This is a genomic window from Xylanibacter muris, from assembly GCF_013166605.1.
Lineage (GTDB): Bacteria > Bacteroidota > Bacteroidia > Bacteroidales > Bacteroidaceae > Prevotella > Prevotella muris.
Genome location: NZ_JABKKF010000004.1, coordinates 109,629 through 136,549, shown reverse-complemented (window position 1 = coordinate 136,549; position 26,921 = coordinate 109,629). Strand labels below are relative to the sequence as shown.

Genomic DNA, 26,921 nt, shown 5'->3' with positions numbered 1-26,921 from the left:
TGTGATTATATTCTTTTTTTTCCTTTCATGCTTATTACCGGCACGATCATTTCTTCCATGGATATTCCTCCGTGCTGGAATGTGTTCTTGTAGTAAGACACATAATAATTATAGTTATTCGGATATGCAAAGAAAGAGTCTCCTGTTGCGAATACGTATGATGTGCTGAGGTTAGGTGACGGTAGCTGTGCCTTGCGCGGGTCCTTTATCGTGAATACCTCTTTGTTGTCGTATGAGAGGTTTTTCCCGAGCTTATACCGCAGATTTGTATTGGTATTCCTGTCTCCGATTATCTTTATCGGTTTGTCTGTGCGTATGGAGCCGTGGTCTGTAGTGATAATCACACGGTAGTCGTCCTGCGACAGAATCTTGAAAAGCTCCGACACCACGGAGTGTCTGAACCAGCTGAGTGTAATGCTGCGATAGGCGGATTCGTTGTTGGCAAGCTCCCTTACCATTTTTGATTCGGTGCGTGCGTGGCTGAGCATGTCGATAAAGTTAAATACAACGACGTTGAGGTCGTATCGCCTGAGTTGTCTGAACTGTTGCAGGAATTTTTCCGCATCAGCCTGATTGTTCACCTTATTATATGAATATGTGTTATGTCGTCTGTAACGCTCGAAGAGCGTGCTTATTAATTTGCCTTCATTGAGATTCTTTCCCTCGTCCTCATTCTCGTCTACCCAAAGGTCTGGAAACATTTCTGCAATTTTGTTTGGCATCAGTCCGCTGAACAATGCGTTTCTTGCATATTGGGTCGCTGTCGGAAGAATGCTGCAATACAGGTCTTCCTCAATGTCGAACATGTCTCCTATCTCATTGGCTATCACTTTCCATTGGTCATATCTGAAATTGTCGAATACAACCATGAACACTTTCTCTCCGTTGTTAAGCGCAGGAAAGACTTTTGTCTTCATAAGTCCCGGACTCATCGTCGGACTGTCAGGCAGCGGTGTCTTTGTGATAGCATCCACCCATTCCAGATAATTTTTCTTTATGAATTTTGCGAACGCGTTGTTTGCCTCTTCTTTTTGCATATACAGCATTTCGGTCATCTTGCTGTCCGTGCTGCTTAGTTCAAGTTCCCAGTGTACTAATTTTCTGTATACTTCCACCCAATCCTTCCAGTTGCGGCAGTCGTTAATCTGCATTGCGATCTGCTGGAAGCTCTGTTGGTATCCGCTTTGCGTCACTTCCGTAACGATTTCCCTGCGGTGTATGTTCTTCTTTAGTGTCAGGAGAATCTGGTTCGGATTCACAGGCTTTATCAGGTAATCGGCGATTTTTGATCCGATAGCCTGGTCCATGATGTTCTCTTCCTCGCTTTTTGTGACCATCACCACCGGTACGGCCGGCAGAATCTCCTTGATTTTCTGTAGGGTTTCCAGTCCGCTCAGTCCAGGCATCATTTCGTCGAGCATTACAAGGTCGAAATTATTGTTGCGGCACTGGTCTATAGCGTCGCTGCCATTGTTTACTGTTATAACTTCATAGCCTTTTTTCTCAAGAAAAAGGATGTGGGCTTTCAGAAGCTCAATCTCGTCGTCAGCCCAAAGTAAAAGTCCGTTGCTCATTGGTAGAAATCATCGTCAAAGTCAACTCCGCCGTTCTGTTGCGGCACGTTGCCGTTGTTGTTAAACATGTCCTGTGTGTCGTTCTCTTCTTCTTTCCCGTCATCTTCATCATCATCTTCTTCCGTCTGTTCAATATTTTCAGGTATGTTGAGAAGCTGCTCCTCACTGACGGTAATCGGGGCAAATGCTTTTTCGAAGAACTGTTCGTAATCAAGATAGCTGTATCTTGTTCCGAGCAGTTTCAGGTTGGTGTCGCTTATGATAATCCTCCGGCATCCCTTCAGCCGTGCGGCCATATCCGTGTCGGAATACAGTTGGCGGGCATATTGCAGAGCCTCGTCGTAGCTGAGGAATCCGCTGACCATCATGCGTGAAATGCCGTTATCGGTATCTGTCTGTATGTCGAAGTTGCGTACAAGGAAGTTGGTGAAGTTATATTTTGCCATTTCGTAAAGCAGCTGGTTGTTGTCAACGGAATCAGGGCGGAAGGCCAGCATGAATATAAATTCCGTGTATCTTTCCTTGCTGAGCGTGTCGGTGCCGGCACTGTCGCTTTCTTCAATATTTATGGCGCGCCTTGTCCATACGTCTCCCAAATCGAACTTTCCTCCGTGCAGCGGCTTTCCTTCCTGTACGCCTTTTATTATCATTCCTGCCATTCCTGCAACTTCGCTTTGCGGATATTTTTCAACAACCTGTTTCATTTCCGCAAGACATCCTTTGGCATCTCCGTTGTTAAGCATGCCCAGACCGTTGATGAAAATGAATTTCGGCCTGTTCTGTCCCATCGGGAATCTCTCTGCGGAAAGGTCTGCGTTCGTTTTCACCTCATCATATCTGTCTGCTTTGAATGCGTCGTAAGTGGCTGCATACAATGAGTCTTCTATATGTACTCCGAATTTTGCATTTTCGGCAAAATAAGGGTCGCTGAGCAGAACGGTCCAGTCGCTCTCCGGATAATCCGCCTGAAGTTTTGCCAGACAGCTGTCTGCCATAATTTTGTTTCCTTGCCTGCTGTAAAGAAGAAAAAGATGATACCAGGCCTCGTCCATCCTCTGGAAGTCGGTATATTGTGACGTCAGTCTTACAAGCTGTTTCTTTCCGAGGTTCAGATTGTCAAGCTTATCCTTGAATATCACTCCGGAATTGAACAGCCCGTCCTTTATTATTTCGTCGCTTGCGGCTTTCTGTTCAGCCGTAAACGGTATTTGTTCCATATAGTATTCTCTTGTATGAGGGTCGGTCGCGGCAGTGTCGGTGGCAACGGAATCCGTATTTGCCGGCTGTATGCTGTCGTTGACGGCAAGAGAGTCTACGGTGTCGCCTTCCTCTCCGGTCGTGTTCGGGTTGAGGTTGACCACAGTACGGTTTATGCGTTGCCAGTCATCGGTATTCTCTCGTTTTCCCCATTGTCTTTGGAATGCGGTTTTTCCTTGGTTTACTGCCATGGGGTTATAGAAGTACCATACTCCCCCTTGGCTCGTATTCATGCCCGTAGACGGCTTTTTCATATTGTTTCTGTTGCCGATGGCTCCCTGCTGTTGCAATTGCTTTTCAGCATCAGCTTCCTGTTGCGCCCTTTTTTCTTCCTTTTCTTTTTTCTTTAAGGCTTCAATGACACGGTCTATGGCGTCATTCCTTTCTTTTTCAGGTAGTGTCGCCAAAATCTGTAGAGAGTCCTGAAGGTGTACGGCGTCTGTATACGGAACAAGCTCGTCGAGAACCTTTGAGCGCTGCGACAACTGTTCGTAGTCGTCACGGTCTTTGTCAAGCAGTCCGATAGCCTCACCGTAGCATCGTTGTGCGTCGTTGTATTTCTCGAGTTGCCAGTACAGTCCGCCAAGTCTCAGCAGCAATACGCCTTTCTCTATTCCTGAGCGCGTTGCCTTGCCGTTGCCTTTTTCGTATGCGCTGATGGCGTTGGCTGTGTCCTGTTGTGCCATGTATATGTTGCCGATGGCATAGTACACCTGGTCGAGATAATCCTTGTTCTTATCCGATGCCGCCATTCTGCGCAACTTCCTTATCATCTGCTTGCCTTTTCCCTTGGCCATCACCTCCGTTTGGGCTATGCGGGCGTTAAACTCCACTTCGTATGGGGGATTTTGCCTTATCACGCGTTTGTATGCCTTGTATGCCGGTTCCCTTTTGTTCAGACTGCTGTACATCTGCCCCATGAGATACCACAGGCGTGCTTTCTGTTTCTTGCGTTTCTCGTGTCTTATCGCTTTTCTCAGGTATGGTATCGCTTCCTCATACCGTCCGCTTTTTATATAGTATGAGGCGTATGCATAGTCCCATTCGTCCACGGCCTTATAGTGCATTGTGTCGCGTTTCATTTTGTTTATCACGTCCTCTGCGTCATATAGCCAGTCGAGCTCCACATAGCTTCGTGCAAGCCATGAGCGTGCTATGCCGTCTATTGCCGGCTGTGTGGAATAAAGCCTTGACATATAAGAGAAAGTGGATGCCGCTTCATCGAAGTTTCCTTTCTGGAATTGTGATTTTCCGAGCATAAGCCATGCTTTCCATAGAAACGGGTTGTATTCTTTCCGGTTGAGCCATTCGATATCCTTTGCGGTCTTGCGGCGGTTCTTTGTCCATTCCGGCCTGCGCTTGATGCTGTGAAGCTTTATTGTCTTTTCCGATTTCTCGATGGCTCTGTCGAACTTTCCTTTTCCTAAGTCACGGCTTTTCTTGTTGCCTACCGTATACAGGGGTATTATTTCCGTGAAATTATCCTTGTTGCCGTTTTCTTTTTCCAAAGCTCCCTCGGTGTATGCGGTTTTTCCGTTATAATAAGTGTTATAGCGTGCGTTAAAAGCATGCCACCAACGGCTTTTCCCTGTGTTTTTCTGTGTAGAACATCCTGCTGTCATTGTCAGCACAATGACAGTGAATGTAAATAATGCGTATTTTATAAAAGCTTTTATCACATTATAAGAACTGAAAAACAGCTGTTTTATTGTTTAAGGAACTAATTTTAATGAGCGTTTGATGAAATCAGGTTGAAACATTTTCATTTCAATGTATGCTGTTAATTTATTTTAAAAGCTCCGGCTTGTGCGAAATTTTGAAATCTATTTACATTTCAGGTGGGTGTAAAATTCTCTTCCGATGAATGGCATGTTCATGCTCGATGAATGGCATGTTCATGCTCGATGAATGGCATGTTCATCGGAAGAGAATGGCCTATTCATTAAGCGTGAATAGCCTGTTCATTTTTGGTATACTTTTTGATAGTTGTTAATGCGTTGTGTATCAATATGTTATAGGTAATCGGATTCGCGGGATGTAACGGTAAAGACGATGTATGAATTTTTATTACAGATTAAGAGTCCCGGACATATACTTTTAACCGAATATGGGCATTCATTCCCCGGCATGGATATTGTTTTGCTATGTGTTTGGTGTATTGTGGATGTCTTTGCAGGAAGTGATAATCAGTATCAGTTCGTCTTTCAGTTGGTCTGGCACATTGATGCCGCGCAGTATAAGGCTTCTGTTCCATTCCCGGGCCTCTTCGGGACGCATGGTGTAGAGTACTTCGCGGAATTCCTCGGTCTCATTGTCGGTATAGGCATCAGAGTCGCGTCCCTTATACCTGTCGAGTTCCTCGTCGTCAAAGTATTCCGGTTCCTTTATTGAGGCTTCCATCATACATGCCTGTTCGCATCTGGCATTGTTTCCGCTGCATGTGGAGCATGAGCTTTCCGGAGCTACAGTATCGTCCGGTTTTATAAGCCTCTTTGCCAGTGTGACTGTCAGAATCAGTGCTGCCAGTATGACAATACATATTATAATCATGGGCATTATGTCTTGTGTCAGTATTCGTCTATCTCAAATCCAGCTTTTCTCAGGTCCTCCCAGTAATGCGGATATGATTTTGTGACAACCATGGGATTGTCGATGCGTAGTCCCTTTATCCGGAAGGCAAGCGGTGCGAATGCCAGCGCCATGCGATGGTCGTCGTATGTCTCTATTATTGGATTCTGTATCGGCACACACCGTTCTCCGGTCCAGTAAAGTGTGTGTCCTCCTTCGTCTTTTATGACATATCCGAGCTTACGCATTTCTTTCTTGAGGGCTTCAATCCTGTCGGTTTCCTTTATTTTCAGTGTCTGCAGGCCCGTGAACTTGAAAGGAACGTTCATCACCGCGCAGCATGTGACGAATGTCTGTGCAAGGTCGGGTGAGCTGACAAAGTCATATTCCAGCCTTGACACGCATCTGCCGCTGTTTCTGAGCGTTACCGTAGTCGGTGTTCCCTGCCGGCTGTCAGCAAACGATGTCTTTATTCCGAGCAGGCTGAATATGTATCTTACGGAAGAGTCGCCTTGTTTGCTGCCGTCGGTAAGGCCTGTGAGCGATACGCTGTCGTTGAGGCTTCCGCACATGGCCATCATCTCATACCAGTATGAGGCTGCGCTCCAGTCGTTCTCTATCGTATACTCCTTGGTCTTATATGGTTGGGCTTTCACGGTTATTGTGTCAAAGTCTGTCCATTCCGCGTCCGCGCCAAACTCTCCCATCATGTGAAGGGTAAGGTCGATATACGGGCGTGATATGATGTTGCCGGTGAGATGCAGTGTCAGTCCGTTTTTGAGCATCGGACCGATCATCAGCAATGCCGAGATGTATTGCGAGCTGACATTCCCGGGAATGTCCAGTCTTCCTCCGGAAATATTGCATCCTTTTATGATAAGGGGCGGAAATCCTTCCTCGGCCCCATACGTTATGTCTGCCCCTAAGTTGCGCAGTGCGTCTACGAGCACGGCAATCGGTCTGTGTCTCATTCTTTCCGTTCCGGTGATCGTGTGGCATCCGGGTGTCACAGCCAGATAGGCGGTCATGAATCTCATGGCTGTGCCCGCGGCCTTGATGTCGATAGTCTCCGGCATGTGTTTCAATGCGTTTATCATTACCTCCGTGTCATCGCAGTCGGAAAGGTTTTGAGGTAATGTGCCGTTTCCTGTCAATGCGTGCATTATAAGCGCACGGTTGCTGATACTTTTTGACGCCGGAAGGTTTATTACCGTATTGAGAAGACGGGGTGGCTTTATTAAATATTGCATATTCTCTGTTTTTATTCAACAAAAGCTTATCATAGCCAAATTTATGCCATTCGTTACTGATAATATGGTCATACGGTGCAAAAGTAAGCAATAATATCGGTAACGGCAAAGCAGGAACAGGAAAATTAACCTTTCCTTAGATTATGCGATAAAAAAGTCATTGAAAAATTTGTTTGTTTCACATTTTGTATGTACTTTTGCATCCGCTAAGCCGGAAACGGCATGAGAGGAGCGGGATGTAGCGCAGTTGGTTAGCGCACGCGTCTGGGGGGCGTGAGGTCGCAAGTTCGAGTCTTGTCATCCCGACTTTATATTCAGGGGGCAAAGTCGATAGACTTTGCCCCTTGACATTATTATAATACATGATGCGGTTTCCCGAGAGCAGTGGAAAATTTGGGTCAGAGGATAGATCATTGGATATTATTTTGTCTCACCCGATAATCGGCTGACACCACCGGCTCTGAATCATTTGGCTTAACGAGAACATCCGTTTGCTGTTTTCCATGCTTTCTATGTTACCAACAAAAAAAGAAGGGACGTGCCTTTCTTGTTGGCGAAGGGGCTTCTTCCCCATGTAGGGACGTGCCTTTGGCACGTGTCAGGCGTAAAACATTCTCCGATGAGTATCCCCTAATATACCTTATATATGTGTTCGTTTTCTGCATAGTCCTTCCCCGAGTAGGGGCATCGCTTTGCGATGTGTCCAATGTATACAACACCTGGGTTTATGTATGTGGTCGTTTTCCGTCTGATACATGCCAAAGGCATGTCCCTACATTGTGGATGAGCGTTTTCATCCGCATACTCATCAGATGCTTCCACATTCCCTTCATTTCTCTCCCCTTTGGGGAGTCGGAGTGGCTCTTCTCTTTTTTCGGGGAGCCGGATGGGCTATTGGTTCCCATGAGGTTGGCTGATCTTGAATGTCTACAGGTTGTTCATGTCTTCAATGGTTTTCAAGAATTTGTCCATGTCGTCAGTATGGAGCCAGTGCAGTTCGTGAAGGTTGCCTTTCTTGTCAATTAGCCGGTAGGTCGGATAACCTGTCAGCCTGACATATTTCTCCACGGCTTTCTGTTGCTCGTCAGGTAGCCTGTAGTGTACACAGTTGGTGTCGGTGAGGCCGTATTCCGCGATTATGTTTTTCCATGATTCTTCCGGTGAGTGGTTTGCAAGATACAGATATACGATATCGTAGTCTTTCAGCGCCTTTTTTACATTGTGCGACTCCTTCAACTTCTTCTTGCATGGCGAGCACCACGTGCCCCAGATATCCATATAGATAATCTTTCCCCTGTATGGCTCCACAATTTTGTCGAGTATCGCCTTGCCGTCGGTCAGACCCTCTACGTCAGAATCCGGACGTATACATTCCTTGACGGCTTTTTCCGCCTTTTCCTGAATCTCTTTGTAATGGTTGTGCACGTTCAATATGGCATTGCGTGCGGCAGGTAGTTTCAGACTGTTGGCTATTGTGAGGTAAGGTTCTGTCAGCGGAGCATGGGTGCGTTCGAGGTTCTCATGAAGCTCTCGGGTGCGGCAGATATCGCGTAATGTATGGTCGGAGAAAAGCGAATCTATTACTGTCTCTTCTATTTGGAATGGCTTTGTTGTCTGTGAGTCAATTATTGCCATGATGTCGTTCCTATTCAGCATGGCACTCAGTTTTTGGTCGAGTCCAGCATATTTTTCGTTGAGTTTCTTTACAAAGTCTCTACGTTCTTCGTCAGTGCCCAGTTCTGAATAGCCTTTTGCCTCCTCAATCTGTTTCTGCCATTGCCGTATCGTCTCATATTCGTCTTTGCTGTATTCAATACCCTTTTTCTTGAATGACAGCATTCTGCCGGGAGTAAAGATCCGATCTCTCTGCTTTTGGTTTTTATAGTAATTCACCAGATAATACAGATACCAGTTGAGCTCGCGGTTTAGTGACAGCGGTACTTCATTATTTATTATTGCAGTCTTGCCTACGTATTCCAGTACTTCATCCGGCAGTGTCCTGTCATGAGCATAGAACTGCGTCTGCATTATATTCTCGCAAGTCTTAAATTTAAAGTTCTCGCAATAATAGTCGCGGAACCGTCTGCTCAGTGTTGGATGCTTCCTTGTGCAAGCATTTACTTTATCAAGATTCTGTCTGTAGGTGTCTGTCCATTTGTTCTTATATTCGACAATCATGTCATTGTCCATCTCTCCTTGACGGTCTATACTAACATGTTTGCCTCTTATCTTATGCGCCAGACTTTCGTTCTGCAGTCGTGCGTTTTTACCCATGAAGAGTGTGCTTCCGGCTTTTTTGTCAATCATCAGAAAGTAAGTTTCGCCCGGTTCCAATATGGTTGATATCGATGAACGGCGCCAATCCATATAGGCTTCCTGTGGTCCTGTCAGCGGCACTTTCATGCTGAAACGTCCGAGTGAGTCAAGTTTGGCGGAACATTTCCTGTCGGAGTGCGTGAGCACGTCATACAGCTCAATATCGAAGCTCTTGCCGGTATCGGCCAGTTCTTCCGGCCAGTCTTTCAGCCATCCTGTGAGGATTGCCTCGCCTTCTGTAAGGGATGTGTTGAACGGTGTTTCATCGTAGGAAGGATAGTCGGGCAGAAACTTTGATGTTATTCGTGAATAAGGCAGCTTTTCCCCATTGATGGAAATATGACGTTTCCCGTCCTTTTCTTTGCCTAAGGCTATGACTATGTCATCGTGGCCGTCTGTCAAGACTATTTTCCTGCTCTTCCTGACTTTGTATTGCCACAATCTGCAATCATATACGGCACAGTCTTTATAAAAACCGATGTCCCATCCGCCGGTCCGCTCGTTACGCCAGTTGCTGTTGAATAAGCTTTCTTTCTTATCCGATTCAGGATCGGTAATGCTCCAGATGCGGAATGCGTTTTTGGAATATCCTTCGATGAAGTCGAAGCTCTTGATGCCTGTCGGTAAAGGTTTGAAATGAAGTGCGATACTCATCCCTTCGCTTTCCGGTACCTTAAAATAGGAGTCGAGCTTTATGTTAGTCTCTCCTTCACGTGTGTCCCCGCTTCCTGTTATGGAATACGACATTCCGTTGTCGGCCTTAAGGAAAGATTCCGAGGAAAAACTTATATTTCCTGACGGCAGTTTGATGTACAGGTGCATGATTGTCTCGGCATCTGTGAATTCGACCTCCGTCACTTTGAAAACATCCTCGTAATGAGGCATGTTAATCATAGATGGTTCTTTCCATGTTTTTTGTGCAAGGCAGCTGAGTATGCCGAAGGTCATGATTAGTGACAAGGCATTTCTTTTAATATTCATATTATGTATTTGTTGATAAATTGCTGTGTAAAGAATTTATTGTGGTATTTGCTGTCATTAATGCAGGTTAGTCGTTATTATACCAGTTGCAAATTTAATGTAATTTTCTGTATTACTGATGGGTTATGCGAATATTTTACTCCATAATTAAATATATATATTATTTTCACATAATACTAAATACTAATACTGAAATTACGACAAGAAGGACTACTATGGGGCGTAGCATCATTGTCAGTAAGTGGTGTTGTTTTGGGCTTATCCGTCTTTACGAAAACGTTCTTTCTGATATCCCTGAAAATAAATTGCGGGAAAAGGTTACAAATGACATGCTTTATACATAATAGAGATAAAAAGTATAGGTGATTGATGGCAATGGAAGTAAAAGTAAGCTCAAGTGTGGAATAAAAGAATGCCGGTATAGGAATGCCACAGCCATAACGCGTATAAGACAGATGGCCTTTTGTGGTCATGAAGGAAAATGAAAGAATGACATCACTAAAAAACCGTTTCAGTCTTGTATGGGGCGAAAGGTATCCTTGCCGGCATTATAGGTTTTACTGCAGTGTTTCCGATATACAGCTTTAATTTCATTAATCCATGCCGTGGTTTCGCGAATTCTGCGTATCTTTGCAGAAAAATAACTAATATGCCTAAAGATGTCCAGTTGTTTTATTGCATAGAGAGATATCCGCGGCATGCAAAAAAATAACGGTTAATACGTATGAAAAAGAAACATTTATTGCTGCCGGTGATGCTGGCTTTTGCTTTGAATGCTGTTGCAATCCGCCCGCTTCACAAGGCTTTTCCGTTGACACAGAGCGACGGAACGACAATAATGGTGTATAAGAATGGAGACGGTTTTCTCGCGTTCTATACATCAGTGGATAACAAAGTGCTTGTGCGTAATGCGAATGGAGACCTCTGCTATGCGAAAATTGTTGATGGAAGGCTTTGTCCGACAGATGTCGTCGCACATGAGGCTGATGCCCGTTCTGAGGCTGAGAACGCTTTTCTTGCCACATATAGTTTGAAGCCTTCAGAGGCAATGGAAGCGGTTTCAGAAAATCCTGTCGCGTCACACCGTATTCAGAAGGCGCTTAATGCATCGACTTCCGATGGGCTCGGGCAGTATGGCAAGAGTGGCAACGGTTCGGTGAACAGTATCGGGAATATCACGATTCCTGTCATTATGGTAGAGTTTGCCGATACAAAGTTTAAATCTACGACAACCAAGGAAAAGATGACCCGGTTCTATAATCAGGAGGGATATGCCGAAGAGGCAGGATGCCGCGGTTCTGTGAAGGATTACTTCAAGGACCAGAGCCGGGGGATGTTTGTGCCGACATTTGATGTAGTGGCTAAAGTGACGCTTAAAAACGGTTACGCTTATTATGGGGCAAACAGTGCCTATGGCAACGACATACGCGTAGGATCCATGATAAAGGAGGCCGTTGAGGCAGCAAAGAACCTGGGCGTGGATTTCAGTAAATACTATGTAAATGGCAAGGTGCCGCTTGTGAGTGTGCTTTATGCCGGACAAGGAGAGGCCACGGGAGGCGATGAGAATACTATATGGCCTCATGAGTCTGATTTCAACCAGACGCTTGGCGGTTATAAGTTTGCCTCATATTTTGTAGGAAACGAGCTTTATTATGACAACCAGCTGATGGGCATGGGAGTTTTTGTACATGAGTTCGGTCATGCTTTGGGATTCCCCGATTTTTATGACCCCACTTACAGTTATGACAATGACGCTCCGTTTGGATTCTGGTCTGTAATGGATGCGGGTGCATACGTGAATAATGCACGTACTCCGGTCGGATATACAGCTTATGAGCGCAGTTTCCTCGGATGGCTTGATATTCCGGAACTCGCCGATGCGGCATCTGTGACTTTGTCAAATCCGAATGATAATGACGGGCAGATGGCTGTGATGATACGTAACCCAAAGAACAGGAACGAGTATTTCATTCTTGAAAACAGACAGCCGGGTACATGGTATCCTTCGGCAAACGGGTCGGGGCTGTTGCTTACACGGTTCTCGTATTCGTCTTCATCATGGATGTATAATCGGGTGAATGTTAATCAGAACCAGAAGCGTGCCATGGCTGTTACTGCAGACAATTCAAAAATAGATCGTAATGTGAGGGAAGATCATTTGTTTGGAAATGGAATGTTTCAGATTCCTTCGTTTACGCTGTTCGACAAAACTACACTTACGTCATCTCCGGTATATAAGATTATAAAGCATAGTGGCGGAACCATTACTTTTAATTATATCGACAGGACATTGCCTACTGTTGCGGAAGTGAATGGAAAGAAATACAGTAAGGTGACAGATGTGGATGCTTTGGCAACGGGTGACAGTATCATAATAGTTTGTGAGGAGGACAAGATGGCTATAAATATGATACAGACCTCGGCGTTCCGCGGAGCTGTGAATATTGAAGTGGAAAACGGCGTGGCGACCGGCAATGATGATGTCCAGGTGTTTAAGCTCCAGAAGACAGTAAACGGACGGAACTGGGGCTTTGTCGTTCCTGCCGGATATCTTAGCGGTGGTTCTGGCAAAACTTTGAAAACCCAGAAGAAGGCTGATGCCAATTCTCTTGCCGTTATAACGATTACTGACGGTAATGCCGCAATTACATTCCAGGGTAATTATGGCGGAACAATAGGATATACTGCTGACAATATAAACTTCACATGCTCTCCGGCTGCCGAGAAGGCCGTGCAGATATACCGTAAGTCGGACGGTTCGGGAATAGAATCCCTCGGTGTTGACAGCAACGGTGCGGAAGACGGAGTCTATTACACCGTTTCCGGACAGAAGGTGACTGGAAGTTTGCCTGCAGGTCTTTATATACGTAACGGTAAGAAAATAATAATAAAAAAGTAACGGTTTACAGTTAAGGCGTGAAAAAAGAAACAGCAGTATTCGTGCCTGTATTTGGATGATTGTAATCTCCTGTGAAATTTATGTGTATGGCAATAATAAAGCGAGCCCTAAAAGCATTGAAACTTTTAGGGCTCGCTTATTATTATTTCTTTTCTCGCCATGAGACAATGCTAAAGCAAGTTTGACATTGCCCATCTTGCTTATAAAGTTCGTTATTGCATTCTTCCCTTATGGATGTGCATTTTCAGTGATTTTCAATCAGTTATGTACAAGCGTTCCGATTTCCTCACCGTCCATCACTTTCTTCAGATTTCCTACAACGTCCATGTTGAACACATATATAGGCAAGTTGTTTTCCTTACACATTGTGGTGGCTGTGAGATCCATTACCTTAAGTCCTCGTGTGTAAATCTCGTCGTAAGTGATTTCGTTGAATTTTGTTGCGCTGGGATCTTTTTCCGGATCTGCAGTGTAAATGCCGTCCACACGTGTGCCTTTCAGCATAACGTCAGCTTCGATTTCAATGCCTCTGAGTGACGAGCCTGTGTCGGTAGTGAAATACGGACTTCCGGTTCCGGCGGAGAAAATACATACATATCCGGCCTCCATGGCTTCGATGGCACGCCATTTCGTGTAGAATTCACCGATAGGTTCCATCCGTATTGCTGTTAGAACTTTCGTCTTGACGCCTATGGCACCGAGCGCAGAGCTGAGTGCAAGTGAGTTTATCACGGTGGCGCACATGCCCATCTGGTCGCCTTTCACGCGGTCGAATCCTTCCGATGCACCGCTCAGTCCGCGGAATATGTTGCCTCCGCCTATTACGATACCGATTTGTACTCCCATGTCGCTCACTTCCTTAATCTGCCGGGCATAGTCGGCAAGACGTTCTGCATCGATTCCGAATTTCTGTTTTCCCATCAGGCTTTCGCCGCTTAGTTTCAATAGTATTCTTTTATACTTTGCCATAATAATATGTTTTGTTATATGATGAATTTTACTTCTTTGAATTCGTATTCTCTTATTGTTCCGCGGTCAGGCTGCAACAACAGGTGTCCTTCAGGGGTTATTCCGCATATTTCTGCTTGAAACACTCCATCGCGGTCTTCATATCTGAATATTCCGCTGTTGCGGTAAAGGGAACGTGTATAAAGGCTGTCTATTGTTTCGAAATCATGACTGTTCACCAGGTCCAGGTATTTCTCAAATCTGTTGAGCAGGGATTCCATAAACTTCTCCCTGTCGGTATCCCTGCCGGTTATTTGCCGGATTGATATCGGGTTCGGTGCGTCACTTATGAATTCTTTTTGATTGATGTTTATCCCGCTGCCAGTTATGCAGCTTTTGACAAGTCCTCCTTGAATTGAACATTCCGACAGTGTGCCGCTAATCTTATTGTTGCCATAATATATGTCGTTAGGCCATTTAATGGTAACATCCTGCAGTGGTGCGGATGCGCTGGAGGCCAGATGTTCCTCGAGTGTTTCCTTAATGGCGAGAGCCTTGGCCTCAAGCATTACAAATTGTCTGTTGGCCGGTATTCCTACAGGGTGTGTCTTTATGCTGAAAATGAGATTGGCGCCACGTTCGCTTTCCCATGTGTTTGAGCCTTGCCCGCGTCCTGCAGTCTGGAAATCTGCCGACACGACAGTCATAAGCGTCCCTTCCTCACCGGTGTGGTCATGGAGGTAGCGGTTTGTCGAGTCTGTGCTGTCTATTCTTAATATTTTTATCTTTTCCATATAATAATATGCGGACAGTTAATAAGGCAGAGGGATGAAGGCATCCTCTATATGGTTTATTGCGAATCCTGTTTCAGGAGTTCCCGTTATTGTTATTATATCGAACCTTATCTGCGTCCGTGGATCTATATCCTGACTGTTTATAAAAGCATTGGCGGCAAGTGTGATGGAACGTATCTTGCGGTGGTTGACGGCATCTTGGGGTTCTGTGAAAAGATTGTTGCGCCTTGTCTTTACTTCGATAAACACAAGTGTGCCGTTCTTGTGGGCAATGATATCAATGTCGCGGTGGCCGGATGTCCAGTTGCGTCTTACTATACCGTATCCGTTTGCCTCCAGATAATCGGCTGCTTTGTCTTCTCCCCAATGTCCGAGAATATTGTGTTCGGCCATAGATACTTACATTTAATAGTTATTTATTAGCAAAGGTACTATATTTATTTAAATAACATGGAGTCGTGGAATAAAAATATATACAACTTATGCCTCATGAATGTGTATTGATGTGTTTTTGTTGTATCTTTGCATAAGATAGGCGTCACCTCAGCAATTTAAAGCAAGCTTCATTGCGTTCGGTTTGCACTATCTTTGCATAAGATAGGCGTCATCTCAGCCAAGCTTCATTGCTTTGGCCGGTATTGTATTTATTATAGTATTTTTAGATGTATCAGCAAAATGGATATGAATGAACAGCGTCTTAAAGACGAACAGTATATGCGTAAGGCTCTTGTCGAGGCGGGGGAAGCTTTCAGGAAAGGCGAGATTCCCATTGGGGCTGTTGTAGTTTGCGGAGACAGGATTATCGCGCGTGCGCACAATATGACCGAGACTTTATGTGATGTGACGGCTCATGCCGAAATGCAGGCTATAACTTCTGCTGCGGACATGCTTGGAGGAAAGTATCTGACCGGTTGTACGCTCTATGTCACAGTGGAGCCTTGTCCGATGTGTGCCGGGGCACTGGGCTGGGCTCAGGTTCCGAGAATCGTATATGGAGCCTCAGATGCCAAGAGGGGGTATAAAAAATATGCTCCTCATGCACTCCATCCAAAGGCTGTGGTTGTGGAGGGAGTGCTTGAGGAGGAGTGTGCACAGCTCATGAAAGACTTTTTCAAAGGAAAAAGATAGAGCCGGCTGTATGTGTGTGGTGTGAGGATTTATGCCTTGTTGTTTATCAGATTCATGAATTCCTGTCGGGTCTTTGCCTGATTGAAGGCCCCGGAGAAGTCGCTTGTGGTGGTTATGGAGTTTTGTTTCTCCACACCCCTCATCTGCATGCACATGTGTTTTGCTTCTACTACAACCATCACTCCGAGCGGATGCAGAGTCTGTTCGATACACTCCTTTATCTGTAGGGTCATGCGCTCCTGAACCTGCAGGCGGTGGGAAAATATATCAACCACGCGTGCAATCTTGCTCAGTCCTGTGATATATCCGTTGGGAATATAGGCTACATGCACTTTCCCGTAGAAAGGCAGCATGTGATGCTCGCACAATGAGAAGAAGTCGATATCCTTGACTATCACCATCTGATTGTAATCTTCCTTGAACAATGCGTCGGTAAGTACCTTATGCGCGTCCATGCCGTAGCCTCTTGTGAGCACCTGCATGGCCTTTGCCACACGCATGGGAGTTTTTATCAGTCCTTCACGACCGGCGTCTTCACCTAATAATGTGAGAATGTGTTTGTAGTGTGAGGCCAGTTCATCAAGGCCGTCACGATATTCTGTTTCTGGATTCATTTAGTATTGTATGCTAATTTTCCCTTTAACTATTGAAGCTTGTTTGTATCCTAATTTCCGTATTTCTGTGAGCATGCGGTGGGCTTCTTCGTAAGTGCGGTAATTGCCTACACGGCATATCCAACGCGGAGAATAGAAATGTACGTATACAGGCTCATCGGGGAAATTTGTCTTAATGTCATTACCGGCCTGTTGGGCGCGTTGCCGGTCTTCTCTTTTATTGCCTCCGGCATATACCTGCACCCTGTATCCGTTTACCTTCCTGCTGTTTGCCATCACTTTCTTGCGAATGTCAGGTGTGCCCGTTCCGGTATTGCTGTCCGGCTTTTCACCGTCTGTATTCTTCTGCCGGTTGTTTCTCAGCGTATCATCCTTATCTGATGATACGGCGTGCTTGTTTTTTTCTGCGGCATCCTGCTTTACTGCAATGTCCTGTTTGTTGGCGGATGTCTGTTGCCTTGCCGTTGTTTGCGGAGTGTTGTTTTTTGAGGTGCCGTTAATCAATTCGTCGATTGCGGCACTGTGATGTATTGTAACGGTACCTTGTCCCTTCACAGGTTTTTGCAGGCGTGAAGTGAACGATTGTGCATTTGTGCTTACTGCCGCACATAATGTCAATAGTATAGTCGCGGCGAATTGTCTCATTGTCGTTATTATTAAACAGGCATCCGTATGCGTCTGGCATACGGATGCCTTATTTCCTTATTTTCGCTATTGTGCGGAATATTATTTCCAGGCGTCAATAATACCCTTGAAGTCAGCGGCTTTCAGTGACGCGCCTCCGATGAGACCTCCGTCGATGTCGGGTTTTGCGAACAACTCGGGTGCATTGCTTGCCTTGCAGCTTCCACCGTAGAGGATGCTTGTCTCCTCAGCAACGTCATTGCCATATTTCCCGGCAACGGCACTGCGTATGAATGCGTGTATTTCTTCTGCCTGTTCTGCGGTTGCGGTTTTACCTGTGCCTATAGCCCAGATAGGCTCGTAAGCAATGATTACATTCTTGAACTCTTCTGCCGTAAGGTTGAACACGCTGCCTTCCAGCTCTGCCTTTACAACATCGTTCTGCTTGTTTGCCTCACGTTCTTCAAGGCTTTCACCGATACAGAAAATAACTTTCAGACCGTTTTTCAGTGCGAGCAAAACTTTCTCTTTAAGGATTTCAGGAGTCTCGCCATAATATCCGCGACGCTCGGAGTGGCCGAGGATTACATACTGTGCACCTGTGCTCTTTACCATTTCCGCAGAAACCTCACCAGTATAGGCACCGGAGGCCTTGTCGGCGCAGTTTTCCGCACCAAGACCGATAACATCCTGATTAAGGAATGCCGCGATGCTTGCCAGATGAATGAAAGGAGTGCAGATGACAACATCACAATTAGGTTTCTCTGCTGTCAGTGTTTCGTTAAGTTCTTTTGCCAGGGCAATGCCTTCTTGCAGGTTCATGTTCATCTTCCAGTTACCTGCTACAATTTTCTTTCTCATTTTTTTTCTTTTTAAAAGTTGATATAATCCGTTAGATCTTTCTTTGTTTTTCAACCATTTTGTCCATGCCCACAGACGGTCTGCTATAGTAAGCACTGTCAGAGGCATTATGAACCATAATATAATAGACAAGATCTTTTCTGCTGTGTTGGCTTCCGGCAATTTTCCGGTTTCTATTGTTTCAAGCCTGCCGTTTAAAGTTTCCTCACCCGGCAACCTGTTGTTTCCCCATTTTCTTATAATGGTTCCGTCTTTTATCAGTATGAGTCCGGGATTGCTTCTTACGATGGTTTTCAGTGTAATGTCGTCTGTAAGACAGAATGGATATTCCGCCCCGGTAATTTCTTTCCATCGTTCAATACCCTGCATGTTGCTTGCCGTCAGACAATAAAACGGGTAGTTGTTTTCCTGGGCGTAGTCATATACAGCGTTGATACGGTCGAGGTTACTGTCGTCAGCCTGTTCCAAGAACGGTGCGATCAGCAGGAAAGTGTATCCCTGTGAGTCAAGTACGCTTTCGGTGATATCCTCGTTATTGTCACGTCTTGTAATGGAGAAGTCGTGAATCGGCGGTACATATCCTTCTCCGGTCTGTATAGTGCGGCTGCTTATGAAAGTCCATGTGGAATCCGGATAGTTGTCAATGGTGAATTCTTTTTGTTCACCGTTTTTCTCCATTATGAAGGTAGTGATGAATTGCGGTTGCGGTGCCCCCGGTGGTATCTCCATGCCCTTTTTAATATTTGCACCTATATGGTATGGCCGGAAATCGAACAGCGGAAGGGCATACAGGCTGTGCAGGGAAACGAATATGATATAGACAGAAGCGTAGTTGAGGACAATCCATTGGTTGCTTTTGCTTATGAAGCGCATTTGCTCCATAGGCCATCGCCATACAATCAGCGTGGCGATGAGCAGTACAATGTTTTTCCATACAGTCTGCCAGTTCGTCAGTTTGACCGCATCACCGAAGCATCCGCAGTCGCTGATGGGGTCTGCTATGGCCAGCCATATTGTGAGCAGTGTAAACCCTGACATGACCAGAAGAAGGAGCCTTGATATTAGTCTCCGCCTTATGGCGAAAAGCAGGCAGCATCCTGTTACAAATTCAATGGCGGAGAGTATCACCGCACAACCGAGTATCAGCATGTCGGGGAAAAGTCCCTGCATGCCGAATGCTTCAAGATAGTCTGTAATCTTGTATTGTGTGCCTGACGGGTCAACGGCTTTCACGAATCCCGATATTATGAATGTCAGGGCTATGACTATACGGGAAATGTTTACTGCCGCTTTCTTTAAAGTTTCCACCTATATTATATACTGCAGATATCTAACTAAGTTTTATCGCACCGAACACCGCATAGTTGATTATATCCATGTAATTGGAGTCTATGCCTTCGCTTACCAATGTGTTTCCGTCAAGGTTCTCTATTTCCTTTATGCGTTCTATCTTGGTAAGAATGAAATCGGTATAGCTGCTTACACGCATGTCTCTCCATGCTTCGTCATAGTCGTGGTTTTTGCGCTTCATCAGTTCAAGCGATTTTGCGGCATGGCAGTCGTAAAGTTTCATCGCGTCCTCGTTGCTTATGTCCGCAGTGTCTGCAAAACCCATGCTTATCTGTATTAATCCTATAATGCCATAGTTTATCAATGCGACAAACTCCTGTCTTATGCCGTCACCCACAAGTGAATGCTTCTTTATCTCCAGGCTTCTTATGCGCTTGGCCTTGATGAAAAGCTGGTCCGTGAGAGATGACGGGCGCAAAATGCGCCATGACGCACCGTAGTCATGAAGCTTTTTCTCAAACAGTGAGCGGCATTCCTCTATAACTTTCTCAAACTGTTCTTCGGTTGAAAGTCTCTCTGTTGTCATAATTTAATTAAATTACGCTGCAAAATTAAGCATTATTTATGATATAGCCAAAAAAGAGAGGCATGTATGTCTTAGGCTTACTTTTCTTTCTGCTTCTTGTGTATGTATTTTATTTTTGCACATTCGGTATCGAACCGTACCTTTAGAGAGTCGAGCCTGACTTTCATTTCGTTTAGTTTTCGAAGCTCTTCGGCTGTGGCCCGCAACTCTGCCCTGTCTTTCTCAACCTTTGTCTTCATATAGTTGTAATCGTTGGTTACAGCCTGCAGCATGCTGTCAGTGCGCGCGAGATCGTCCTGGGCTTTCTTCAGGGAAATGCTTTGGTATAGTTCAAGTGCCCGTTTACGTGTTTCCACAGAATTCGGGAACATGCTACGCAGTGAGTCGATGATGCTTAACGCCTTATCGTATTGTCCGTTGACATATTGGGCGTTGGCCGTTTCCAACAGTTTTTCCGCTTCTTTGCGTGTATCATTGCCGCATGAGCAGAACAATGTCACGACTGCGGTGATTGATGACAATAAAATATATTTCATAAAACAGGATATTTGTTGTTGCAGCCGGATGTGTTATCGGCATATTTTCGGCAAAAGTACTTATTAATGCTGTATTAACAGATTGTTTGAATGTTTGTTTAGGCTAATTTAACAAACGTGACGAGGGGCAGGGATTATGCGGCTTTCTTGTCAGGCGCCCCAAGGACATGTCCTCTGTTTGCTGAAGCTGTCATGCTTGCAGAAAGCAAACAGCAAGTGTTAAAAGTGTATTTGGCCTGCATACACTGTGTTTTTGGCCTACATACACTGTGTATTCAGCCTACATACACTGTGTTTTTAGCCTAAATACACTTTTAACATCTGCTTTTCTTGTGTCATGTCTGCTGATTCGGGGCGAGTCCGATATGAGGGATTTGCTTTATCAGCAACTTTGCGACAAATCTTCTCTCTGTACTCATTGCATGCAGGAGGCTCTGCCAAATAAATCCGATAATGGAATATTGGGTTTGTTGAGAAAAAGCAAATAGATTAAATAAATTCTCAGGTTAGATTGAATGGGGCCTGCTTTCTGAAAAAAAAGAATTACCTTTGCATTCTTAAATTCAAAGAAAACAAAGCATTGTATGAAAATACTTTCTAATGAAGAGCTTGCCTTGGTATTGGATAAGGAAATTTTCCGTCTTATATCGGAATGTGCCGATAAATTGGGGATTGAGTGCTATGTCGTTGGCGGATATGTAAGGGATCTGTTTCTTGAACGCCCGTCGAATGACATTGATGTTGTGGTGGTGGGAAGCGGTATTCAGATGGCCTCAGAGCTGAAAAACAAGCTTGGACGCAAGGCCCATCTTTCTGTTTTCCGCAATTTCGGAACTGCTCAGGTTAAATTCCGTGATATGGAAATAGAGTTTGTCGGTGCCAGAAAAGAAAGCTATAGTCACGATTCACGCAAGCCGGTGGTTGAGAACGGCACGTTGGAAGACGACCAAAACCGTCGTGACTTTACAATAAATGCCATGGCTGTATGCCTTAATAATGAAAGATTCGGAGAGCTTGTCGATCCTTTTGACGGCATATATGACCTTGAAGACGGGATCGTGGCGACTCCGTTAGATCCTGATATAACATTTTCTGACGATCCCTTGCGAATGCTGAGGTGTATACGCTTTGCCACACAGCTGAACTTTCAGATAGAGGACGAGACATACAAGGCTCTTGGCCGGAATGCCGGCAGAATAAAGATTGTGAGCGGGGAACGAATAAAGGACGAACTGAATAAGATTATTCTTTCCAAGCATCCGAGTATTGGATTTGACTATCTGCAGCGCACCGGGCTGCTGAACCTGATTCTGCCCGAACTTGCGGCCCTGGATATTGTTGATACAAGAGCGGGCAAGGCCCATAAGAATAATTTTTACCATACTCTTGAAGTGCTGGAAAATGTTTGCGGCAAGAGTGATAATCTGTGGCTCAGGTGGGCGTCGTTGCTTCATGATGTAGGGAAGACACGCTCAAAGCGGTGGGACAATCTTGCGGGATGGACATTTCATAACCATAATATCGTGGGGGAAAAGATGGTACCTGTCATATTCAGGCGTCTTGCCCTGCCTCTTGACTCCAAGATGAAATACGTGCAGAAGCTTGTCGGACTGCACATGCGTCCGATTGTCATTGCAGATGAGGTTGTCACAGACAGTGCCGTACGCAGGCTTATGAACGATGCCGGTGATGATATTGACGACCTCATGACTTTGTGCGAGGCAGACATAACGAGCAAGAACGAGGTGAGAAAAAAGCAATTTATAGAGAATTTCAGAATAGTACGGGAGAAGCTTACCGATTTGAGGGAACGTGATTATAAACGTCTTTTGCAGCCCTGCATCGACGGACATGAGATTATGAAGATGTTTGATTTGGGGCAATGCCGTGAGGTGGGCATGCTTAAGCAGGCCCTGAAGGACGCCGTACTTGACAACCGTGTCGCGAATGAGCGTGAGCCGCTTATGCAGTTGTTGATGGAAAAAGCAAAGTCGATGGGGTTGGTATGATTGCACGTAAACTATATTTAACTTATAATTTGTTATACGCAAATGTGATTTTTCCAATTTAATGTTTTGTGTCAATAAAGATTGTTAAATCTGTTGATTGAAATAATAACCTTACATTTATTTAATGTAATTTTGCAATGCGAAAACTTTTTGCTATAGTTTAGTTTTCTGTGGCGGGTATAGATAAAATATAACTTACAATATGAATTTAAACATGATGGGAAAGAACAAGATGATGCTCATCGCGGCTTTTGCGGTGATGTTGGTTTCTTGCGGCGGTGGAAAACAGGGAAAGCCGAATTTCGGTGACAATGAGTATGCCGTAAGAACTATTAATGCTGAGAAGGCGTTGTTGCAGACTACTTATCCTGCAACGGTAAAAGGTGTTCAGGATGTTGAAATCAGACCTAAGGTGGCAGGGTTTATTACAAAGTTGAATGTCCATGAAGGACAGACTGTAAAGAAAGGGCAGGTGCTCTTTATTATAGATAATGTGACTTATGAGGCTGCCGTACGTCAGGCAAAGGCTGCGGTAAATGCGGCCAAGGCACAACTTAACACATCCAAACTTACATTCGAGAACAGCAAGAAGCTGTTTGAAAACAATGTTATCGGTGATTATGAGATGCAGTCGGCCCGTAACGCATACGAGTCTGCACAGGCAGCTTTGGCACAGGCCGAGGCAAGCTATGTTTCCGCGAAGCAGAATCTTGATTTCTGTTATGTGTCAAGTCCGGCAGACGGAGTCGTAGGCGAGTTGCCATATAAAGTCGGTGCGCTTGTAAGCTCATCAAGCCAGCAGCCGCTGACGACAGTTTCGGATAACAAGTCGATGCAGGTTTATTTCTCGCTCACGGAAAAAGAGCTTATGGGACTTTCAAAGACATCCGGTGGAATTGCTGCGGCAATAAAGGATTTCCCTCCGGTAAGGCTGCAGCTGGCTGATGGCAGCCTTTATGCTACTGAAGGACATATTGCTGCTGTAAGTGGTGTGATAGATGCGACAAAAGGTACTGTACAGGTGCGTGCGGATTTTGATAATCCGGAGCATTTCCTTAAGAGCGGAGCATCTGGATATATTGTAATTCCACAAGTGGCACAGAATGCGATTGTTGTTCCTCAGGATGCCGTAATACAGGTTCAGGACAAATACTTTGTGTATGTCGTAGGAAAAGACAGTAAGGTGAAATATACTCCTGTGACGGTTAATCCGGAGAATAACGGAAAGACATATATTATAGAGAGCGGTCTGAAGGTCGGTGAGACAATCGTTGTTTATGGAGTTACAAGTCTTACCGACGGGATGGAAATCAAGCAGCTGTCAGAGAAGCAGTATGCCGAAAAACTTCAAAAGGCAGAGAAACTCGGTGAGGCACAAGGTGACCTTGAAGAGTTTAAGAAGGCAATGGGAATGTAAAAACAGTAATTGAAATACAATGAAATTAGATAGATTTATTGAACGCCCGGTGCTGTCGACGGTTATCTCAATCCTGATAGTAATCCTGGGTTTCATAGGATTGGTGTCGCTGCCTATAGAGCAGTATCCTGACATCGCTCCGCCAACGGTTATGGTGCGTGCTTCATATAGCGGTGCCAATGCGGAGACAGTGCTTAATTCTGTGATTGCTCCGCTTGAGGAGCAGATAAACGGTGTTGAGGGAATGACTTACATGACCTCGGCTGCTACCAATGACGGTTCCGCTTCCATCACCGTATATTTCCAGCAAGGCGCGAATGCCGACATGGCTCAGGTGAATGTTCAGAACCGCGTGTCGCAGGCTTCCGCATTGCTTCCTGCTGAGGTGACGCGTGCCGGTGTGCAGGTTATGAAGCGCCAGAACAGTAATGTGATTATTTTCGCACTTACAGGTGACCCTAAGAAGTATGACAACAAGTTCATAGGCAACTATGCCGATATCAATATCATTCCCGCCATCAAGCGTGTGAAGGGTGTCGGTGAGTGTCAGGCGATGGGTCTGCAGTCTTATACGATGCGTTTGTGGCTTGACCCTATAAAAATGAAGAGCCATAACCTTATGCCCAGCGATATTACGGGAATCCTGGCCCAACAGAATATTGAGGCAGCTCCGGGTAAGTTCGGTGAGCAGACTGATAACCAATATGAGTATACAATCCGTTATAAAGGCCGTCTGAAGACTCCTGAGGAGTTTCAGAATATGATTATAACAAGTGACACCAATGGCCAGACCGTACGTATAAAAGATGTGGCCAATGTGGAGCTTGGAGGTCTTTATTACTCGTTTATGCAGAATGTTGACGGATTGTCATCATGTATGATGATGGTTACGCAGACTGCCGGAAGTAATGCCACCCAGATTATAAAGGATGTAAAGGCTGTGCTTGCAGAAGCGGAGAAATCTCTGCCTCCCGGGCTTGAAATACGTATAATGCAGGATGTGTCAGAGTTTCTCAATGCATCTATCGACGAGCTTATCAAGACTCTTGTAGAGGCATTCGTTCTCGTGTTTATCGTGGTTTATATCTTCCTGCAGGATTTCCGCTCGACGCTTATCCCGCTTATAGCCGTTCCGGTATCGTTGGTGGGTACGTTCTTCTTCCTTTATGTGTTCGGCTTCTCGCTCAACCTCCTTACGCTGGCAGCCCTCGTGCTTGCCATTGCGATTGTGGTCGATGATGCCATAGTGGTGGTCGAGGCCGTGCATGCGAAGCTTGACCTTGGATACAAGAGTGCCATGACAGCGTCGAAAGACGCCATGAGCGAGATTTCCGGAGCCATCATCTCCATAACGCTCGTTATGGCTGCCGTGTTTGTTCCAGTGTCATTCCTTGGAGGTACGAGCGGAACATTCTATCGTGAGTTCGGTGTGACAATGGCTATATCAATCGTCATTTCGGCTCTTAACGCCCTGACATTGTCACCGGCTCTTTGCGCCATGCTGCTTAAACCGCATAATGCGGACGGAACCGAGCGCAAGATGTCCGTGATAGACCGCTTCCATGTGGCGTTCAATACGGCATACGGTAAGGTGCAGGGCAAATACCAGAACGGTGTCCGCCGTATTGTAGAGCGTCCGGTGATTGCTGTTATATCCGTTATTGTCGGCATTGCGGCAATGGGACTGATGATGGCCAACACGCGTACCGGTCTTGTGCCCGATGAGGATACCGGTACACTCTTCGTCACCGTGGCAACGCCTCCGGGTACAGGTCTTACAAAGACCGATGCCGTGATGGATCAGGTTGACAATATGCTGAAGGCCAACCCGGCTGTGTCAAACACTCTGCGTATTACCGGTTATAGCTTTATCGGAGGCCAGGGCTCAAATCAGGGTACGTTTATCGTTAAACTGAAGAGTTTCGAGGAACGTAATAAGGCAGAGGGACCGTTGAAATATATCGGTGTGCACAATCTCGGATCGTCTATGGTGCTTGGCATGATATACAAGCAGACAGCAACGATCAAGGGCGCGCAGATACTTGCTTTCCAGCCCCCTATGGTACAGGGATTCTCGGCCACCAACGGTCTGACATTCTCTATGCAGGACCGTACCGGAGGAGATGTCAATAAATTCTTCGATGTAACCCAGAAGTTCCTCGGAGAACTTAACAAGCGTCCGGAGGTAACCAATGCCATGACACAGTATAACTCAAAGTATCCTCAGTATATGATGGATGTTGATGTCGCGAAATGTAAGCAGAGCGGTATTGACCCGTCTGTGGTGCTGTCGACAATGCAGGGATACTTCGGAGGTCTCTATGCCTCGAACTTCAACAGCTACGGTAAGCTCTACCGTGTTATGATACAGGCTTCCCATGAGTTCCGCGGTGATATAAAGAGTCTTGACAATATATATGTGCGTACTCCGGCAGGTATGAGTCCTATAAAGGCATACGTGAATCTGACAAAGATATATGCTCCTCAGGAAATAGACCGTTTCAACCTCTTCACTTCCATCAACGTCAACGCCTCTCCTTCGGAAGGATATTCGACCGGTGACGTTATCAAGGCGATGGAGGAAGTGGCAGCTACAAGTCTTCCGGACGGGTATTCATACGAATTCTCAGGACTTACCCGTTCAGAGCAGGAGTCGAGCAACTCCACGGCAATAATCTTTGTATTGTGTCTGACATTCGTATATCTGATCCTTTCGGCACAGTATGAGAGCTATATTCTTCCGTTGTCGGTTATTCTCTCAATACCGTTCGGACTTGCGGGCGCATTCCTCTTTACCAACATGTTTGGAAAGCAGAACGACATCTACATGCAGATTGCGCTTATCATGCTTATAGGTCTTTTGGCAAAAAATGCTATTCTTATTGTTGAGTTTGCCCTTGAGCGCCGCCGTACGGGTATGGCCATATCATGGTCGGCAGTGTTGGGCGCAACAGCCCGTCTGCGTCCTATCCTTATGACCTCATTGGCCATGATTATCGGACTTTTGCCGTTGCTTGTTCCGATGGGTGCCGGATATAATGGAAACATGACACTTGGTGCAGCGGCCATCGGTGGTATGCTTATCGGTATGCTTTGCCAGATTATGGTGGTTCCGGCTCTGTTCTATATGTTCCAGACCTTGCAGGAGAAGATAAAGCCTATAGAATTCGGTGACGATAAGGCTCATGTAGACTCTGAGCTCAGGCAATATACAAATCCGTATGCAGCCGCCGAACTTCAGAAACGATTGAAAAGAAAATAAAAAC

General features: G+C 45.5%; 19 protein-coding genes and 1 tRNA gene. 7 read left to right on the top strand and 13 right to left on the bottom strand.

Going from position 1 to position 26,921, the window contains the following annotated elements; genetic code table 11:
• Positions 1-5 precede the first annotated feature (5 nt).
• The 4 genes from porX to HPS56_RS05895 form a co-directional block, all read right to left on the bottom strand.
• Positions 6-1,574 (bottom strand): T9SS response regulator signal transducer PorX, encoded by a 1,569-nt coding sequence (gene porX, locus HPS56_RS05910; protein ID WP_172275237.1) that lies wholly within the window; start codon positions 1,572-1,574, stop codon positions 6-8.
• Positions 1,571-4,453: a type IX secretion system periplasmic lipoprotein PorW/SprE gene (porW, locus tag HPS56_RS05905; RefSeq protein ID WP_172275336.1), complete on the bottom strand. Its 2,883-nt coding sequence runs from the start codon at positions 4,451-4,453 to the stop codon at positions 1,571-1,573. Before porW ends, porX begins: the two co-directional genes overlap by 4 nt.
• A 520-nt stretch (positions 4,454-4,973) precedes the next feature.
• Entirely contained in the window at positions 4,974-5,387 is a 414-nt protein-coding gene (locus HPS56_RS05900) for a hypothetical protein (RefSeq protein WP_172275236.1), read from the bottom strand.
• An 11-nt stretch (positions 5,388-5,398) separates the two neighbouring features.
• Complete coding sequence (locus tag HPS56_RS05895; RefSeq protein ID WP_172275235.1) at positions 5,399-6,649, bottom strand: 3-phosphoshikimate 1-carboxyvinyltransferase; 1,251 nt, start codon at positions 6,647-6,649, stop codon at positions 5,399-5,401.
• A 232-nt stretch (positions 6,650-6,881) separates the two neighbouring features.
• On the opposite strand from HPS56_RS05895, the gene HPS56_RS05890 reads away from it, so the two are divergent.
• Positions 6,882-6,955, top strand: a tRNA-Pro gene (locus HPS56_RS05890).
• A 473-nt stretch (positions 6,956-7,428) separates the two neighbouring features.
• Positions 7,429-7,566, top strand: coding sequence for a hypothetical protein (locus HPS56_RS05885; RefSeq protein WP_172275234.1), 138 nt, complete (start codon positions 7,429-7,431; stop codon positions 7,564-7,566).
• A gap of 10 nt (positions 7,567-7,576) precedes the next feature.
• On the opposite strand, the gene HPS56_RS05880 is transcribed toward HPS56_RS05885, so the two are convergent.
• Positions 7,577-9,946 carry a TlpA family protein disulfide reductase gene (locus tag HPS56_RS05880; RefSeq protein ID WP_172275233.1) on the bottom strand — a complete coding sequence of 790 codons (2,370 nt, stop codon included), beginning with the start codon at positions 9,944-9,946 and terminating at the stop codon, positions 7,577-7,579.
• Between the two features lie 724 nt (positions 9,947-10,670).
• Here HPS56_RS05880 and HPS56_RS05875 point away from each other — a divergent pair.
• Entirely contained in the window at positions 10,671-12,848 is a 2,178-nt protein-coding gene (locus HPS56_RS05875) for a M6 family metalloprotease domain-containing protein (RefSeq protein ID WP_172275232.1), read from the top strand.
• Between the two features lie 258 nt (positions 12,849-13,106).
• Here the strand turns inward: HPS56_RS05875 and pyrH are convergent, their stop codons facing one another.
• Genes pyrH through HPS56_RS05860 form a run of 3 tightly spaced genes read right to left on the bottom strand, consistent with a single transcriptional unit; the run spans position 13,107 to position 14,983 of the window.
• Positions 13,107-13,817 carry a UMP kinase gene (gene pyrH, locus HPS56_RS05870; protein WP_172275231.1) on the bottom strand — a complete coding sequence of 237 codons (711 nt, stop codon included), beginning with the start codon at positions 13,815-13,817 and terminating at the stop codon, positions 13,107-13,109.
• A gap of 14 nt (positions 13,818-13,831) precedes the next feature.
• Entirely contained in the window at positions 13,832-14,590 is a 759-nt protein-coding gene (locus HPS56_RS05865) for a biotin--[acetyl-CoA-carboxylase] ligase (protein WP_172275230.1), read from the bottom strand.
• Between the two features lie 18 nt (positions 14,591-14,608).
• Positions 14,609-14,983, bottom strand: a complete 375-nt coding sequence (locus HPS56_RS05860; protein ID WP_172275229.1) for a YraN family protein — start codon at positions 14,981-14,983, stop codon at positions 14,609-14,611.
• A gap of 288 nt (positions 14,984-15,271) precedes the next feature.
• Here HPS56_RS05860 and HPS56_RS05855 point away from each other — a divergent pair, with 288 nt between their 5' ends.
• Complete coding sequence (locus tag HPS56_RS05855; RefSeq protein ID WP_369800277.1) at positions 15,272-15,718, top strand: nucleoside deaminase; 447 nt, start codon at positions 15,272-15,274, stop codon at positions 15,716-15,718.
• 29 nt (positions 15,719-15,747) lie between these two features.
• Here HPS56_RS05855 and folE read toward each other — a convergent pair whose 3' ends face one another.
• The 5 genes from folE to HPS56_RS05830 all read right to left on the bottom strand — a co-directional run bounded on the left by folE (position 15,748) and on the right by HPS56_RS05830 (position 20,229).
• Positions 15,748-16,332, bottom strand: a complete 585-nt coding sequence (gene folE, locus HPS56_RS05850; RefSeq protein WP_172275227.1) for a GTP cyclohydrolase I FolE — start codon at positions 16,330-16,332, stop codon at positions 15,748-15,750.
• A complete protein-coding gene (locus tag HPS56_RS05845) occupies positions 16,333-16,977 on the bottom strand; it encodes an SPOR domain-containing protein (protein WP_172275226.1) in 645 nt (214 codons plus the stop codon).
• Positions 16,978-17,058: 81 nt separating this feature from the next.
• The gene (locus HPS56_RS05840; RefSeq protein WP_285822024.1) at positions 17,059-19,125 is read right to left on the bottom strand and encodes a BT_3928 family protein; all 2,067 of its coding nucleotides are present in this window, start codon (positions 19,123-19,125) and stop codon (positions 17,059-17,061) included.
• 22 nt (positions 19,126-19,147) lie between these two features.
• Positions 19,148-19,693, bottom strand: coding sequence for a DUF1599 domain-containing protein (locus HPS56_RS05835; RefSeq protein ID WP_172275225.1), 546 nt, complete (start codon positions 19,691-19,693; stop codon positions 19,148-19,150).
• 77 nt (positions 19,694-19,770) lie between these two features.
• Complete coding sequence (locus HPS56_RS05830; protein ID WP_172275224.1) at positions 19,771-20,229, bottom strand: hypothetical protein; 459 nt, start codon at positions 20,227-20,229, stop codon at positions 19,771-19,773.
• A 584-nt stretch (positions 20,230-20,813) separates the two neighbouring features.
• Between HPS56_RS05830 and HPS56_RS05825 the strand changes: the two genes are divergently transcribed.
• From HPS56_RS05825 to HPS56_RS05815, 3 genes are all read left to right on the top strand, one after another.
• A complete protein-coding gene (locus tag HPS56_RS05825) occupies positions 20,814-22,238 on the top strand; it encodes a CCA tRNA nucleotidyltransferase (RefSeq protein WP_172275223.1) in 1,425 nt (474 codons plus the stop codon).
• A gap of 217 nt (positions 22,239-22,455) precedes the next feature.
• A complete protein-coding gene (locus HPS56_RS05820) occupies positions 22,456-23,655 on the top strand; it encodes an efflux RND transporter periplasmic adaptor subunit (RefSeq protein WP_172275334.1) in 1,200 nt (399 codons plus the stop codon).
• Positions 23,656-23,674: 19 nt separating this feature from the next.
• Positions 23,675-26,917: an efflux RND transporter permease subunit gene (locus HPS56_RS05815; protein WP_172275222.1), complete on the top strand. Its 3,243-nt coding sequence runs from the start codon at positions 23,675-23,677 to the stop codon at positions 26,915-26,917.
• Positions 26,918-26,921 lie beyond the last annotated feature (4 nt).